This window comes from Sphingobacterium sp. UBA5789, assembly GCF_002418355.1.
Classification (GTDB): domain Bacteria; phylum Bacteroidota; class Bacteroidia; order Sphingobacteriales; family Sphingobacteriaceae; genus Sphingobacterium.
This window is the reverse complement of sequence record NZ_DIDX01000004.1, coordinates 613,828-628,765: the sequence shown is the minus strand read 5'-3', so window position 1 is coordinate 628,765 and position 14,938 is coordinate 613,828. Positions and strand designations below refer to the sequence as shown.

The following is a 14,938-nucleotide window of genomic DNA, read 5'->3' as shown; positions in this document are numbered from 1 at the left end:
ATGGCACTTACAATAGATTTAACAGAAAAGAATGTTCTGATTACAGGCGGCATTTCAGGAATAGGATTAGGAACAGCCATCCAGTTTGCAAAAGCAGGAGCAAAGGTAATCGTTTGTGCTGAGCGATCTGTACATGATGAACAGGTTCGGACATTCTATAAAGAGCTTTATCAGTACAGCAGCGAAGTGTATTATTATCAGACAGATGTAACAAATCCTGTTGAAATAAAGCAGTTAGAAGAAGAAATCAGAAGTCAGTTCGGTCGGTTAGATATACTGATTTCCAATGCCGGCAGGAATATTTTCACTACACTGGCAAATTGTGATGAGGAAACCTGGAATACCAATCAAAAATTAAATCTGGAATCCCATTGGTTTCTTGGTAAAACAATGAGACCAATGCTGCAAGCATCGGGGCAAGGGGTCATCATTGTATTATCCTCTAATCATGCATATAGTTCAATGCAGGGGTGCTTTCCTTACAATGTGACAAAAGCAGCGCTCCCTGCTATGGTCAGAGCAATGGCCATAGAATGGACACCTTCCATTCGTACGGTTGGAATAGCTCCTGGATTTATTGACACGCCCGGAAATCAACTGTGGTTTGATTCATTTGAAGACAGCCAAAAGGCGAGAGCTGATACCATCGCACTGCACCCTGTCAAACGCCTGGGTACACCCGAAGAAATCGGAGGATGGTGTGTTTTTTTATGTAGTGAATATGCTGTTTTTGCAAACGGAACAACCTACCTGATTGATGGTGGCAGAAGTGCATTAATGCAGGATTGAGATGGAATAAACACAGCTTATGATTGTAAATATGAATAATACAACAGAGCTGCAATATCTACCGTTAAAATAGTGTCACTACCAGTCATTTTAGTTGTAGTGGTCTTCCCAAACTCTACCTAATTTTACAACTATACAAAGCTGTACTTACTTTATGTTTTTTAATGAAGTATAGCTGTATACTATAAACCTTAATCTACTTATAACAAGTCTGTTTTGAACAGATTAATATCTTTAAGTTGATTATCCAGTTGTAAATAAAAAATGGTTAGAAAAATTATTGTGTGTGCAGTTTTACTGCTTCTTGTCATTGGAGTAGCCTTGTTTGCTTTTGCAAAAGAGGACCCTGTAGATTTTAGTACTGAAGTCAAGCCCATACTGAATAAACACTGTATTACCTGCCACGGAGGAGTAAAGAAAAACGGAGGGTTCAGTATACTTTTTGAGAACGAAGCCTTCGCAAAAGCAGAATCCGGAAAACCAGCTATTATTCGCGGAGATGCGGATCATAGTGAATTTATAAAAAGACTAACCCATGCAGATCCGGAACTTCGCATGCCTTATAATGCTGCTCCACTCAGTGAAGCCGAGATTGATATCCTCAAAAGGTGGATAAATGAAGGTGCTAAATGGGGAGAACACTGGGCATATACGTTGCCCGAAGAAGTAGAAGTACCCAAGCCATTTTCATTTGCCAGACTATTCGGAAAGTATCCGTCAGGGATTTCAAATGATATTGATTATTTCGTACAGGACAAATTCAGTGAAAAAGGATTGAAGTTTTCGGGTGAAGCGGATAAACAAACCCTGTTAAGAAGAGTATATCTGGATCTGACCGGAGTGCCGCCTACCTGGGAAGAGATCCGTAGTTTTGAAACCGACACACGTGAAAATGCATATGAAATACGGGTAGACAGTCTGCTTTCCTCATCCCGTTACGGTGAAAAATGGGCTTCATGGTGGCTGGATATGGCCAGATATGCCGATACTAAAGGTTATGAAAGAGACGAGTCCAGACAAATCTGGAAGTATAGAGACTGGGTGATCAAAGCGTTTAATTCGGACAAACCTTACGATCAGTTCACTATTGAACAACTGGCCGGAGATCTGTTGCCTGAGCCTACAAAAGAGCAGCTTATTGCTACAGCTTTTCACCGTAATACAATGAACAATGACGAAGGTGGTACAGATAGTGAAGAATTCAGAGTCTCATCTGTATTAGACAGGGTCAATACGACCTATCAGGTATGGCTGAGTACCACATTCGAATGTGTCCAATGTCATAGCCATACCTATGACCCGTTTAAATTTGAAGAATACTATAAATCTGTTGCTTTTTTTAATAATACAAGAGATGAAGACACCTACGGTGATCATCCTAAATTACGGTTCTATACCGCTGATGATGAAAAAAGATTGGATAGCATTAAAAACTGGATCAGTCAGTCCGGCAATCCGCAGTTAGTCCGTTCTGCAGAACTATTTCTTCACACATTAGAACCTAAGGTACATGCACATTACAGTGATCAGATCACTAATGGTGCTTTGTATGATACCAAGTGGCTGGGACTGCGCAACGGAGGAAATGCAAGACTGAAGAAAATAACACTGGACGGTAAGAAATTATTCTTCCTGAATTACTGGACATCTGCTCCGGGCGGAAAGCTGGAAATCAGAAAAGATGGTCTTCAGGGACAGATACTGACCAGTATTGATCTTCCGGCTACACAGGGAAGGCAGGTGATCCATGTTCCGATTCCGGAAATATCCGGTGTTCACGATCTTTATCTGCTTGCAAAAAATCCGTCTATAAAAACAGATGAGACTGTCCTGATGATCGAATGGTTTGCGTTCAGAGAAGGATTTCCGGGGATGGATAGCCCGAAAAGCCAGCATATGGAAAGCACCTTTATGCAACTGGTAAATATGAACCCCGAAAGTGTGCCCGTTATGATTGAAAATCCTAAAGAGATGGCACGTACAACTTACGTCTTCGAACGCGGTAACTGGATGGTTCACGGAGATGCGGTCACACCTGCAGTACCTGCTGTTCTCAATGATTTTCCTAAAGGTGCACCAAATAACAGATTGGGATTCAGTCAATGGATTGTAAGTAAAGAAAACCCGCTTACCGCTCGTACATTAGTGAACAGAGTCTGGGCACAGCTATTCGGAAGAGGATTAGTCGAACCGCTGGGCGACATGGGTACTCAAAGTATTCCGCCTATACATCGTGAACTGCTGGATTACCTGTCATTGAAAGTAATGAACGAAATGAACTGGAGCGTCAAATCTCTTGTTCGGGAAATGGTAACATCCTCTACATACAAACAATCTTCAGGTTTAAACAACAAGCAGGTGGAGAAAGATCCGGAAAACCGGTATTGGGCACGTGGGCCACGTTTCCGTCTTTCTGCTGAACAGATCAGAGATCAGGCTCTTGCCGTCAGTGGTCTGCTGAGTTCCAAAATGTATGGTCCGGGTGTCATGCCTCATCAACCGGAAGGTGTATGGATGACTGTATACAGCGGCGAATCATGGACTAAAAGTACCGGTGAAGATCAGTATAGACGAGGTATATACACCTTCCTGAAGCGCACAAGTCCTTATCCGTCATTTATCTCGTTTGATGCTTCCAGCCGGGAAGTCTGTCTGGTGGATCGTATCCGGACAAATACACCTTTACAGGCGTTGACAACACTTAATGATCCTGTCTATCTGGAAGCAGCCAAAGCTCTGGCCACAGAGATGGAGAAAGATGCAAAAGGTAATGTCAGGCAACTTATAGCTTCCGGATACAGACGAACGATGTTTAAAGATCCGGCTGAAGATAAACTTATCGCTTTGGAAAAACTTTATCATCAGGCACTGAATAATTTTAAATCTCATCCGGAGGCAGCCACTAAATTCCTGAGTATAGCGCCTGCCGGTAAGAAAGATCAACAACAGATAGCGGCTAAGGCTGCAAGTACTGTGGTGGCAAATGCGTTGTTGAATCTGGATGAATTCTTAACCAAATCCTAAAGAGTATGGTAGACTTAGATAAATTGATGCGTGAAGCACAACAATACAAATTGCAGGCTGTTACCCGCAGGCACTTTCTCAAAGATTGTGTAGCAGGGATAGGCAGCATTGCACTTGGCAGTCTGTTAGCCAGTTGTGGTGGAAGTGGACAGGGAGATGCTCCGCTTAATCTGAATGCGCTGAATCCGATGATCCCCCGAGCACCGCATTTTCCGGCTAAAGCCAAAAGTGTAATTTATTTGCACATGGCGGGAGCGCCCTCACAACTCGAACTTTTTGACTATAAACCGGAACTGCACAAGTTACATAATAAGCCATGTCCGGATTCCCTGTTGAAAGGTAAGAAATTCGCATTTATCCGCGGCACACCTAATATGCTGGGACCACAGGCCACATTTGCACAATATGGAGAAAGCGGAGCATGGATATCCGATCACTTGCCACATTTCAGCAAAGTAGTGGATGACGTCAGTTTTTTGAAAGCGGTACATACAGATCAGTTTAATCACGGACCGGCTCAGCTGTTTATGCACACCGGTAGTGCCCGGCTCGGCAGGCCGAGCATAGGTTCATGGGTCACTTACGGCCTTGGCTCGGAAAATAGTAACCTTCCGGGGTTCGTGGTGTTGACATCCGGAGGAAAAACTCCTGATGCAGGTAAAAGTGTGTGGGGAAGTGGATTTTTACCCTCGGTATATCAGGGTGTACAATGTCGCTCAAAGGGAGATCCGGTCTTATATATTGCTGATCCCGACGGGATGGGAAGAGATCTTAAGAAACATACGATTGATGCTATCAATACAGTGAATATGGATGAGTATGAAACGTATAAGGATCCGGAGACTCTGTCCCGTATCGCACAGTATGAAATGGCTTATAAAATGCAGGTTGCAGTACCTGAAGTAATGGATATTGCTTCGGAACCAGAGTATATACATGAATTGTACGGCACGCAGCCAGGTAAGGAGTCTTTCGCAAACAACTGCCTGCTGGCGCGTAAACTTGTAGAGCAGGGGGTACGCTTTGTACAATTATTTGACTGGGGATGGGATAGTCACGGAACCAGTGCTTCAGATTCGATAGACCTGGGATTCAGAAATAAATGCAGGGAAATAGACCGTCCGATGACAGCTTTGATTATGGATCTCAAACAGCGCGGACTGCTGGATGAAACTCTTGTTGTATGGGGTGGTGAATTCGGGCGCACACCTATGCAGGAGAACAGAGATAATCGTGACATGCCTTTTATGGGCAGAGATCACCATACAGACGCATATACCATCTGGATGGCAGGAGGTGGTGTACGTAAGGGAGTGACCTACGGAGAGACTGACGAAATCGGATTTACGGCGGTCAGTGGCCGGTCTTCTGTACATGATGTACATGCGACTATGCTGCATCTGCTGGGCTTTGACCACGAAAAGTTTACATATGAGTTTCAGGGACGTCCATTCAGACTCACTGATGTTGAGGGAAACCTCATCAGCGATATTATATAACCAATAGATTATGGGGAAAATAAAACTATTATTAACAGCTATCCTTACATTATTCATGATGCAGCATGTGCATGCTTCAGCAACATTTAAAATTCGTTTTTACGCTACAAACTGGGGAATGAATGAATCCTGGGACAGCTATTGCGAAAAAGTCAAAAAAGCCGGATACGATGGTCTGGAGGTATGGGTACCAGGAAGCAAAGAAGAACAAAAGCAAATGTTTGATGCGTTCCGGAAGTATGGTCTGGCATACGCATTTTTAAGCGGAGGCGGCGGAGCAACTTTTGAACAATATTACAACAGCTATGTCAAAAATGTAGAAATGGCCATGCAGCTTAAACCGGATTTTGTCAATTGTCATACCGGAAAGGATTACTTTACATTTGATCAGAACAAAAAACTGATTGAAGCCGCTGATATCATCAGTAAAAAATACCATATTCCGGTTATGCACGAGACTCATCGGGGAAGATTTAGTTTTGCGGCTCACATTACAAGACAGTTTTTAGAACAGATTCCCCAATTACAGCTTACACTTGATATCTCTCACTGGTGCAACGTTCATGAGTCACTGCTAGGTGATCAGACAGAAACAGTTGAACTGGCACTATCCCGTACAGCGCATATTCATGCCCGTATTGGACAGCCGCAAGCGCCTCAGGTCAGTGATCCGGCTGCTCCGGAATGGAAAAGCACAGTGGAGCAACATCTGGCCTGGTGGGATGAAGTGATCCGTTTGCGTAAAGAAGCCGGAGTAAATCAGTTAACGGTTACCACCGAATTTGGTCCTTCGGGATATTTGCCAACATTACCCTATACACAACAGCCGGTCGCAGATCAATGGACTGTAAATGTATATATGCTTAATCTTTTGAAGTCCCGATACCAACAATAATGATCTTTATAGAAGAATTACTTAGTTTCACAGGCCGCTGGCATCCTGTATTGGTTCATTTACCTATCGGAATACTCTTTCTGGCTCTTGTATTTGCTGTTTTCGCACGCTTTGAACGCTACCGCAATTTGTCTTTTGCAATTCCGTTCTCCTTACTTTTGGGTACCGGAGCCGCTATTCTGACTTGCATAACAGGTTACCTGTTATCACTGGATGGCGGATATGATACATCCGTGTTGAGTTTTCACCAGTGGCTGGGAATTGCTGTTGCCGTCATGAGTTTGTGGACATATTCGCTGTACAGAGCCGCTGATACAGGTGCAGGGCTGTGGGCAAAACTGGTAAAACGGCGTTTTTTCTTTTTGATAACGGTTGTCGTTTTATTGGGTGCAACTGGCCATTTTGGAGGAACACTTACACATGGAAAAGGATATATGAAAGATGCCCTTCCTTCTTCAATCAAGAAAATTGCAGGTATTCAGGCTGAAGAAGAAAAACTGATTTTAATCGAAAATGTTCAGGATGCCCATGTTTATGATGCTATTATTCAGCCTATTCTCCAACAACGTTGTCAAAGCTGTCATGGAGATAAAAAGCAGGAAGGAGGGCTCGCTCTGCACAATCGGGAAAGTTTGTTAAAAGGAGGGGAAGATGGATCTGTGCTGACAGCCGGAAAACTGGATAAAAGTGAATTGTATGCCCGTCTTATTCTGCCTGAAGGTCACGAAGGGCGTATGCCACCAAAAGGCAGAACACCTATCAGCCCCGAACAAATACAGCTTATTGGCTGGTGGATAGAACAGGGCGCAGATTTTGAAAAGAAAGCAAAAGACCTCAAACAAAATGAAAAGATTGCAGCACTGTTAAAGAGTCTGGAAGAAGGTGACTCGTCTGCCAAATCAGCATATGCTGCATTGCCGGAGGCTCCGCCACTGCCTGACGAGGCTATTCAGCAATTACAGCAAAAAGGGGTGAAGGTCATCCCGTTATCTGCGGACAATAACTATGTCATGGTCAATGCAATCAATTATCCCGAATTCTCAGATGCAGATATGCAGGACTTGCTAAAGATGAAAGATAATATTATTCAGTTAAAACTGGGACACACGGCGATCTCTGATAAGGCTTTGTCTGAGATTGCAAAACTGCCTGTACTCATGAAACTTCATTTGGAACATACGGCAATTACAAATGAAGGATTAAAATATCTGAAAGGACATAAAAACCTATCTTACATAAATTTATATAAAACAAAAGTATCTGATGAAGGGCTCTCTTATCTGCAGCATATTCCCAAGTTAGAACAGGTATATGTTTATCAGACTGGGGTAACTCCCGGAGGTATAGATAAAGTTCGCCAGACCTTATCAAAATCACATTTGGATACCGGAAATTATCAATTGCCATTTTTGGCAACAGATACGATGCAATATCAATAAATACGTCTGGAGTTTAACGAAGAAAATACAGTACACCAGATGGGGCCGGATTTTTAAATCCAGCCCTTACTGATAAAATATTGGATAATCCGCTATAACTGTATGGTCTGTTCTATATGAATTTGAGACAGAAAATATTCATCATGTGATATAGCGAGTAATGTACCTTTGTAATCATTTATAGCAGAGGTCAGAATTTCCATATTCTGAATATCCAGATTATTGGTAGGTTCATCAAGAATAATAATATCAGGTGCTAGATTGCCTATGGTAAGACAGCACAGCATCAGCCTCATTTTTTCTCCTCCGCTCAATGCATAGCAGGGTTTATCCCATGTATCTCTGTCAAAAAGAAACCGAACCAAACGGATTTTTATTTCATGCTCCTGTAAAGCTGAAGAATTAAAGTGTGATGCCTGTTCAAATACAGTCAGGTCACCATTGATAAGAGAATAATCCTGATCGATATATACAGCATGCCGGATCGCACTGAACAGATTTCCTTTACCCGGCGACAAATTGCCCAGTATCATATTGATCAATGTTGTTTTACCGGAACCGTTTACACCTTTTATGGCATATCTGTCCCCACTGAAAATTTTAAAAGACACATTGTTTTCCCATATAGCAGACTGAGCATAAGTGTAATTAATATCTTTAGCTTCGACTAATACTTTTCCTTTATGCAAAGAAGACTGATCAAATCCAAACTTCATTCTGTCCGTATCAGATACTTCCTTGCGTAACATATCCAGATCATTTGTGATATGACTTAGTTTTTCGGCATGGACATCCTTTATTTTTGCCGTACTTCGTTCCGCACTGTTACGCAGCGTATTCATGACAATGGTTGGAAGACCTGCTTTCTCCTGTTTCTTTTTTCCTCTGGCGTCCAGCTTTTGTTGCCTTTCCAGTGTTTCTCTTTCCACCTCCTTAGCCTTACGCAATGCTTTTTCCTTGCTTCTGATATCTTGTTCCAGCGCTTCTGACTCGATCTTCTTTTGCTCTACATAATGGTCATAATTGCCACCGTAAATCCGGATTCCTTTAGGACTGAGTTCATAAACCGTATTCAGCAGATTCAGTAACTGGCGGTCATGACTTACGATAAGCAATGTCAGATTGGTCTGTGTAATAAACTCATACAGCTTCGTTCTGCCGATACGATCCAGATGATTACTGGGTTCATCCATCAATACTACATCCGGTTCATGAATCATAATACCGGATAAGAATACTTTCGTTTTTTGTCCTCCACTCAGACGGCTCATAGACTGCTGCAGATCGATATCCTCAATTCCCCAATACTGAAAGGCTTTCTGGCAACGTTCTTCAATACTCCAGTCATCATCCAGTATCTGCAAATGTTCATCTGTCATGCGGCCATCCAGTATTTCATAAAAAGCCTGCAATTTGGCACTTATACCTAATGCTTCAGCAACAGTACTTGTGTTATATTGTCCGTAGTGCTGCGGCACGTCATAGCATTTTGCGTCCACATGAACCTGTCCGGCAGAAGGCTGAATCTTACCTGCAATAAGTTTGAGAAGGGTAGACTTGCCCACTCCGTTGTTACCAATAAGTGCAATTTTTTGCTGTTGCTGTATGTGGAGTGAAATCTGGTCGAATAAGAGCTCCTTATTCGGGTGTATATATGTAATTTGTTGTAAACTAATCATCAGTAATTTCTTTAAAAAATTAAACAATAAATGGGCTGACTTGAGAAGTTCTGATCCCTGTTAATGCTATTAAAAGAAATTTGATATTACATATATACTGTTTTGGTTTTGTGCTACAAAGGTAGGAAATTTTCTTAAATAAATGCTAACACAGTATTTGGTATAATAAAAAGGCCGAATTAAACATATGCTGTCTAACCGGCCTTCTATGTATATAAAGGAAAAAATTATGCTAGTTTACAGCTTGCTTTACAACACCAATGTATAAAGGTGTGTTGGTATTATCCTTCTTCCCAACCAGGATAATAGAGTAATAATTATCCGGATCTAATTTTATACCCTCTCTGCTTACCAGTACGTTACCGGATTCATCTTTTACAGATAATTTAAATGTTCCGCTGGCCTGAGATACAAAAGCCTGGTTAGCTGTTGCTGTAGTCTGAGTTTCGGTTACTCTGTCTTTAAATTTATCTTGGATAGCCGCATCGCCGATCTGCAGAGAAACTTTCCCCGGCATATCAGCTAAGTTAAAGAACCGGAGACCTGCAGGTTTATCAGTTGCCGGTGTAAGGGTAGTTTTCTTGTCTTCTGTAATAAAATGTTTTGCTTTATCCTTATTGCCAAAAGTAAATGAAGAATAATAAACACTGTCTTTTACAGCGAAAGTAGTATCTACAAGTGTTTTAGGATCCTGAGTTCCTTTTACAATAATATTACGGTTTCCGGTGAACAGCGCGATCCAGTCATACCCTTTATACATTAATGGGAAATACGGATTCTGGATAGGACGCTGATCAGCATAATAAACAATACCCTGAGCATCCGAAAATCCATTGACCATGGTTAGTCCGCCTGCAGGAATATCAATATAATTGTTGTCATTGTCTTTCAGACAGCTGCTCAGTAAAAAGCTACTTAATACAAAGCAGATCATTAGATAGAATGTATGTTTTTTCATGTTTTCTAAAGTTTAGATTTCCGTTTTCCGGAATTTAAATTATTCTTTCTCTTCTGGGTTATAAGACGGATGGAGAAATCGAAAAGCTACAGATTTATAAAATTTTTTATAATTATTCCTTCTTTTTAAGTTTTAATTTTCTGAAAAACAGATTTTTAAAAATATATGAAGTGTTTTATGGCTATTGAAAAAAACGTAGTCCGGAAGATGATTTAACATTTTAGTAATCACGAATTATGCGTAAAAAAACAGCAAACATTTATACATCTCAATGGTTTTAACATAAAAGAAAATATTATGGCTATAATTGATCAAATTACTACTTACCTCGGCAATGAAGCTGATGAATTACTCCGTTATGAGAGTAAAGCTGTTGCCAAAGATATACTTCATCTTCCATCGCCTGATTTTATCGATCAGGTATACGGCATTACTGACCGTAATCCGCAAACCATACGTAGTCTGGGACAGCTTTTTGGACATGGACGCCTTGCAAATACCGGATATTTATCCATTTTGCCGATTGATCAGGGTATAGAGCACAGTGCCGGCGCATCCTTTGCTGCCAATCCTTTATATTTTGATCCTGAAAACATTGTAAAACTCGCAATTGAAGGAGGTTGTAATGCTGTTGCTACCACTTTTGGTGTATTGGGTTCCGTTGCCCGCAGATATGCACATAAGATCCCTTTTATTGTAAAAGTAAATTATAATGAATTACTGACGTATCCCAATAAAAGCGAGCAAATCCTGTATGGAACAGTTCTTGAAGCCTGGAATCTGGGGGCAGCAGCAGTAGGAGCAACAATCTATTTTGGATCTGAAGACTCCGGAAGACAGATTGTAGAAGTTGCAAAAGCTTTTGAAGAAGCTCACCGGTTAGGTATGGCAACTATTCTGTGGTGTTATCTGCGTAATGATGCTTTTAAAACTGGCGGGAAGGATTATCACCTTTCGGCAGATCTGACCGGACAGGCAAATCATCTGGGAGTGACGATACAGGCGGATATCATTAAACAAAAACTGCCTGAATTGAACGGTGGTTATCAGGCGCTCAATATGGGGAGCAGCAGTTATGGAAAACTTGATGAACGGATGTATACTGAACTGGCGTCATCTCACCCTATTGATCTTTGCCGCTATCAGGTATTGAATTGCTTTTCCGGTCGTGCAGGGCTCATCAACTCAGGAGGTGCTTCCGGTAAAAATGATTTTCCGGATGCTGTTAAAACAGCTGTTATCAATAAAAGAGCAGGTGGAACCGGATTGATATCGGGAAGAAAGGCCTTTCAAAGGCCTATGGATGAAGGTGTACAGCTTTTGCATGCTATACAGGATGTCTATCTGAGTAAAGATGTTACGATTGCTTAGATAAAGAATCTATTTATATAAATCTTATTCGTAAATCCTCTGATTTTGAATCAGGGGATTTTTACTGACTAATTTCTAAACATGGAAATTAATTCCGTAAAAAAGATAGCTTATTAGTTGTTAAATGTTGGAATCTATCACTTTATTATACCCTGAATGATTTGCTCGTTTATCTTTAATGGCAATTATGGACAAATCCATATAACAGACAGCAGTTGAGTCTGGCAGGTGACACTTTTCAGATCAAAACTATACTTCCTGATGCTATTATATAAAGAATGATACAAAAGCATTCCTTTGCTGAAGGTTGACTTTCTGTTAAAAGTATTATCTTCACGTTCGGAAAATAATGAATAGACATGTCAAATAAAACCAATGCTGTCCGGATGCTGGATCAGCTTAAGGTCAATTATGAAGTACGCGAATATGATGTGGATGAAGATGATCTGAGTGCTGGTCATGTTGCAGAATCATTGGGTCTTGATCCTAAAACATTATATAAAACCTTAGTTCTGAAAGGTAATACCAGTGGATATCTGGTAGCTGTAATTCCTGGAGATACTCAACTTGATCTTAAGAAAATAGCAAAGGCTTCCGGTAATAAGAATTGTGAGATGATCCCTGTAAAGGATATACAGACCCTGACCGGATATATACGCGGAGGTTGTTCACCTATAGGGATGAAGAAAGCATTTCCTACCTATATAGAACAATCTGTTCAAATACAGACTGCCATTAGTATCAGTGCAGGGAAGAGGGGATTGCAGATTATTCTGAGTCCCCAGGATCTGGTAAAGGTTACGAATGCCCGATATGCTGAATTGATATAGTTACATATTTTCATATATAGTTTCATTATCAGCAAAATAGAGTCCTAATTATAAAGTATAAATTGACATTATCATTATCTTATGTTTAATTCTCCTGCAGGTTTAGCCTCCTCAAAAAAGCATTACGCCATATTGGACGGACTGAGAGGTGTGGCCGCTTTGGTTATTGTGATTTTCCATTTTATGGAATGGGTCTATACCGATTTTAGTGATAATATTGTAGGACATGGCTATCTGGCTGTAGATTTTTTCTTTTGTTTGTCTGGCTTTGTTATTGGCTATGCTTATGATGACCGTATTAATCAAATGGGCCTTAAGCAATTTTTTATTTCCCGGGCTATACGTTTACATCCTTTAGTTGTTCTGGGAGGCATACTGGGTTTATTAGGCTATTTCTTTGATCCTTTCACAGGACCGGAAGAAGTTTTGTCTACCAGCCGTTTGATCCTTATAATAGTCTTTACCTTACTTCTGATTCCGTTTCCGGTAATGAAAGACAAGGTTTATAATATGTTTGGATTGAATGCTCCGGCTTGGTCTCTTTTTTGGGAATACATCGCCAACATTGTATATGCGTTGTTTCTGTCCCGTATCAGGAGAACCTTTCTTATCCTTTTGACTATTCTGGCTGCAGGTGTTTTATGTTATGTCAGTTATACAGCAGGTGGTTTGTCTGGTGGGTGGGGAAAAGGAAACTTTTGGGAAGGTGGTGCACGCATTGCCTATTCTTTTCTTGCAGGTCTGCTCATTCACCGTTCCAAATGGATTCTGCAATCAAAACTAGGCTTTGCAAGTCTCAGTATTTTACTGATACTTCCTTTTATGATGCCGTTCACCTCGTGGAATTGGCTGGCAGAATCTGTCGTAGTACTTTTCTATTTCCCATTACTGGTATCTCTGGGAGCAGGAGCGGTTCTTTCACCCTCCTTACAAAAGATCTGTAATTTCTCAGGACAGATCTCTTATCCGATCTATATGACTCATTATTGGGGAATTTGGGTATTTGCTCATTATTACACCACGTACAAACCCAGTACAGAACAGCTTTTTTATATCATACCGGTCTGTGTTATATTATTAGTATTGTTCGCGTACCTGACAATGATTATATACGATATTCCTGTTCGGAGATATTTAAGCCATAAAATGCGTAAATAGTTATCCTATTTTCTATGTAACCCCAGTCTTTTTACCTTTTGCAGCCACTTCTGTCTTAATGCAGGAGAAGAAGTCTTGACAATACCGACATATGTCACCTTTACGGGACTGATTCCGCAAAACTGTAAAACGGAACGCTTTAGCTGATTAACACTGGGACGTCCAAAGAAAAGGCGGTAATACCATCCCGGCTGATCCAATGTCGTAATGATATGAGCCGATCTTCCTTTTAACAATTTATCCCAGAAAACAGAATTCGGGCGATACTGAAAAGCACGGCCCGGAAGAAATAAACGATCGATAAACCCTTTGCTGATGGCAGGAAGACCTCCCCACCAAACCGGATGAATCCATACGATATGTTCAGCCCAAAGGATCTTATGCCAGGCTTCCTGCAGATCTGGTTCCAGTTCTATTCGCTGACGGTATCCATACTGAAGGTTAGGATTAAACTGTAATTCTGAAATGATGATTTCCTGTATCTGAGCTCCCGCCTCCAGCGCTCCCTGCTTATATGTTTCTGCAATTGCTGCGTTGAAGGAGCTGCTGTTCGGATGAGCGTTGATAATAAGTATTTTATTCTTTGACATTATACTGTTGTTTATACAAAAATACCCTATAAAACAACAGGACTTGCAGGACAAATGTCCTAAAAAACGATTTCACGTCTGATACGGCTGAGGTGTCTTTGTGTTATACCCAGATAAGTAGCCAGATAGTGGAGAGGGATTAAGCGTATATAGTCAGGTTGGTGCTGCAGTAAGTCAGCATAACGTTGATTGGCTTGCTGGCGCTGCAGTTGAAATATACGCTGCTCCAGTTCGATATATTGCTGTTCAGCTATGGTTTTCTGAAACCTGATCCAGTTTGGATAAAGATCGTCCAGTTTTCTGATATCTTCAGCACTGATTACAAACAGTTCCGCATTAGAAATAGCCTGTATATTTTCCTGACTAGGGGTCTGCTGTATAAGAGAGGAATAAGCCGCCATCAGTTCATTTGGAAAACGAAAACAATAGGTAATTTCGTCCATATTCTCTTTCAGATAGTAAGAACGAAAAATTCCGGAAACAATCAGTGCAACTTCGCTGGACTCATTACCTTCTCTGATAAAATAATCTCCCTTTTTCAGCGACTTAAATTTAAAATGGGAGGAGATGGCATCCACTTCTGAAGCGGAGAAGAACTGGGAGTTTTCTAAATAGGAATTGATCATCATATTAACAGCATCATTATGCCCAAGGCATAAATATACGGTAATGAAGGGTGTTATTTCTCGATTTGGCATAAAATCTG

At 41.0% G+C, this 14,938-nt stretch carries 12 protein-coding genes; 8 read left to right on the top strand and 4 right to left on the bottom strand.

The features are described 5' to 3' along the window. The 5 genes from B4B65_RS12020 to B4B65_RS12000 all read left to right on the top strand — a co-directional run bounded on the left by B4B65_RS12020 (nucleotide 1) and on the right by B4B65_RS12000 (nucleotide 7,646). Nucleotides 1-789: an SDR family NAD(P)-dependent oxidoreductase gene (locus B4B65_RS12020; protein WP_293915831.1), complete on the top strand. Its 789-nt coding sequence runs from the start codon at nucleotides 1-3 to the stop codon at nucleotides 787-789. Nucleotides 790-1,053: 264 nt separating this feature from the next. Next, a complete protein-coding gene (locus B4B65_RS12015) occupies nucleotides 1,054-3,813 on the top strand; it encodes a DUF1553 domain-containing protein (RefSeq protein ID WP_293915830.1) in 2,760 nt (919 codons plus the stop codon). A gap of 5 nt (nucleotides 3,814-3,818) precedes the next feature. Further along, nucleotides 3,819-5,312 (top strand): DUF1501 domain-containing protein, encoded by a 1,494-nt coding sequence (locus B4B65_RS12010; RefSeq protein WP_201679279.1) that lies wholly within the window; start codon nucleotides 3,819-3,821, stop codon nucleotides 5,310-5,312. A gap of 10 nt (nucleotides 5,313-5,322) precedes the next feature. Next, a complete protein-coding gene (locus B4B65_RS12005) occupies nucleotides 5,323-6,207 on the top strand; it encodes a sugar phosphate isomerase/epimerase family protein (protein ID WP_293915829.1) in 885 nt (294 codons plus the stop codon). Next, nucleotides 6,207-7,646, top strand: coding sequence for a c-type cytochrome domain-containing protein (locus B4B65_RS12000; protein WP_293915828.1), 1,440 nt, complete (start codon nucleotides 6,207-6,209; stop codon nucleotides 7,644-7,646). Before B4B65_RS12005 ends, B4B65_RS12000 begins: the two co-directional genes overlap by 1 nt. A gap of 92 nt (nucleotides 7,647-7,738) precedes the next feature. Here B4B65_RS12000 and abc-f read toward each other — a convergent pair whose 3' ends face one another. Then, entirely contained in the window at nucleotides 7,739-9,325 is a 1,587-nt protein-coding gene (abc-f, locus tag B4B65_RS11995; protein ID WP_293915827.1) for a ribosomal protection-like ABC-F family protein, read from the bottom strand. Nucleotides 9,326-9,557: 232 nt separating this feature from the next. Continuing rightward, nucleotides 9,558-10,283, bottom strand: a complete 726-nt coding sequence (locus tag B4B65_RS11990) for a hypothetical protein (protein ID WP_293915826.1) — start codon at nucleotides 10,281-10,283, stop codon at nucleotides 9,558-9,560. A gap of 297 nt (nucleotides 10,284-10,580) precedes the next feature. On the opposite strand from B4B65_RS11990, the gene B4B65_RS11985 reads away from it, so the two are divergent. The 3 genes from B4B65_RS11985 to B4B65_RS11975 all read left to right on the top strand — a co-directional run bounded on the left by B4B65_RS11985 (nucleotide 10,581) and on the right by B4B65_RS11975 (nucleotide 13,642). Then, complete coding sequence (locus B4B65_RS11985) at nucleotides 10,581-11,654, top strand: class I fructose-bisphosphate aldolase (protein ID WP_293915825.1); 1,074 nt, start codon at nucleotides 10,581-10,583, stop codon at nucleotides 11,652-11,654. A gap of 359 nt (nucleotides 11,655-12,013) precedes the next feature. Then, nucleotides 12,014-12,484 (top strand): Cys-tRNA(Pro) deacylase, encoded by a 471-nt coding sequence (gene ybaK / locus B4B65_RS11980; protein ID WP_201679273.1) that lies wholly within the window; start codon nucleotides 12,014-12,016, stop codon nucleotides 12,482-12,484. A gap of 81 nt (nucleotides 12,485-12,565) precedes the next feature. Further along, the gene (locus tag B4B65_RS11975) at nucleotides 12,566-13,642 is read left to right on the top strand and encodes an acyltransferase family protein (RefSeq protein WP_293915824.1); all 1,077 of its coding nucleotides are present in this window, start codon (nucleotides 12,566-12,568) and stop codon (nucleotides 13,640-13,642) included. Between the two features lie 5 nt (nucleotides 13,643-13,647). Here the strand turns inward: B4B65_RS11975 and B4B65_RS11970 are convergent, their stop codons facing one another. Both B4B65_RS11970 and B4B65_RS11965 read right to left on the bottom strand, forming a co-directional pair. Further along, a complete protein-coding gene (locus B4B65_RS11970) occupies nucleotides 13,648-14,232 on the bottom strand; it encodes an NAD(P)H-dependent oxidoreductase (protein WP_293915823.1) in 585 nt (194 codons plus the stop codon). A gap of 59 nt (nucleotides 14,233-14,291) precedes the next feature. After that, nucleotides 14,292-14,930, bottom strand: a complete 639-nt coding sequence (locus B4B65_RS11965; RefSeq protein WP_293915822.1) for a Crp/Fnr family transcriptional regulator — start codon at nucleotides 14,928-14,930, stop codon at nucleotides 14,292-14,294. Nucleotides 14,931-14,938 lie beyond the last annotated feature (8 nt).

Coding starts and splice junctions, on each gene's coding strand:
- B4B65_RS12015 (WP_293915830.1), top strand. CDS start 1,054: ATGGTTAGAAAAATTATTGTGTGTGCAGTTTTACTGCTTCTTGTCATT.
- B4B65_RS12010 (WP_201679279.1), top strand. CDS start 3,819: ATGGTAGACTTAGATAAATTGATGCGTGAAGCACAACAATACAAATTG.
- B4B65_RS11990 (WP_293915826.1), bottom strand. CDS start 10,283: ATGAAAAAACATACATTCTATCTAATGATCTGCTTTGTATTAAGTAGC.
- B4B65_RS11970 (WP_293915823.1), bottom strand. CDS start 14,232: ATGTCAAAGAATAAAATACTTATTATCAACGCTCATCCGAACAGCAGC.
- B4B65_RS11985 (WP_293915825.1), top strand. CDS start 10,581: ATGGCTATAATTGATCAAATTACTACTTACCTCGGCAATGAAGCTGAT.
- B4B65_RS12000 (WP_293915828.1), top strand. CDS start 6,207: ATGATCTTTATAGAAGAATTACTTAGTTTCACAGGCCGCTGGCATCCT.
- B4B65_RS12020 (WP_293915831.1), top strand. CDS start 1: ATGGCACTTACAATAGATTTAACAGAAAAGAATGTTCTGATTACAGGC.
- ybaK (WP_201679273.1), top strand. CDS start 12,014: ATGTCAAATAAAACCAATGCTGTCCGGATGCTGGATCAGCTTAAGGTC.
- B4B65_RS11975 (WP_293915824.1), top strand. CDS start 12,566: ATGTTTAATTCTCCTGCAGGTTTAGCCTCCTCAAAAAAGCATTACGCC.
- abc-f (WP_293915827.1), bottom strand. CDS start 9,325: ATGATTAGTTTACAACAAATTACATATATACACCCGAATAAGGAGCTC.
- B4B65_RS12005 (WP_293915829.1), top strand. CDS start 5,323: ATGGGGAAAATAAAACTATTATTAACAGCTATCCTTACATTATTCATG.
- B4B65_RS11965 (WP_293915822.1), bottom strand. CDS start 14,930: ATGCCAAATCGAGAAATAACACCCTTCATTACCGTATATTTATGCCTT.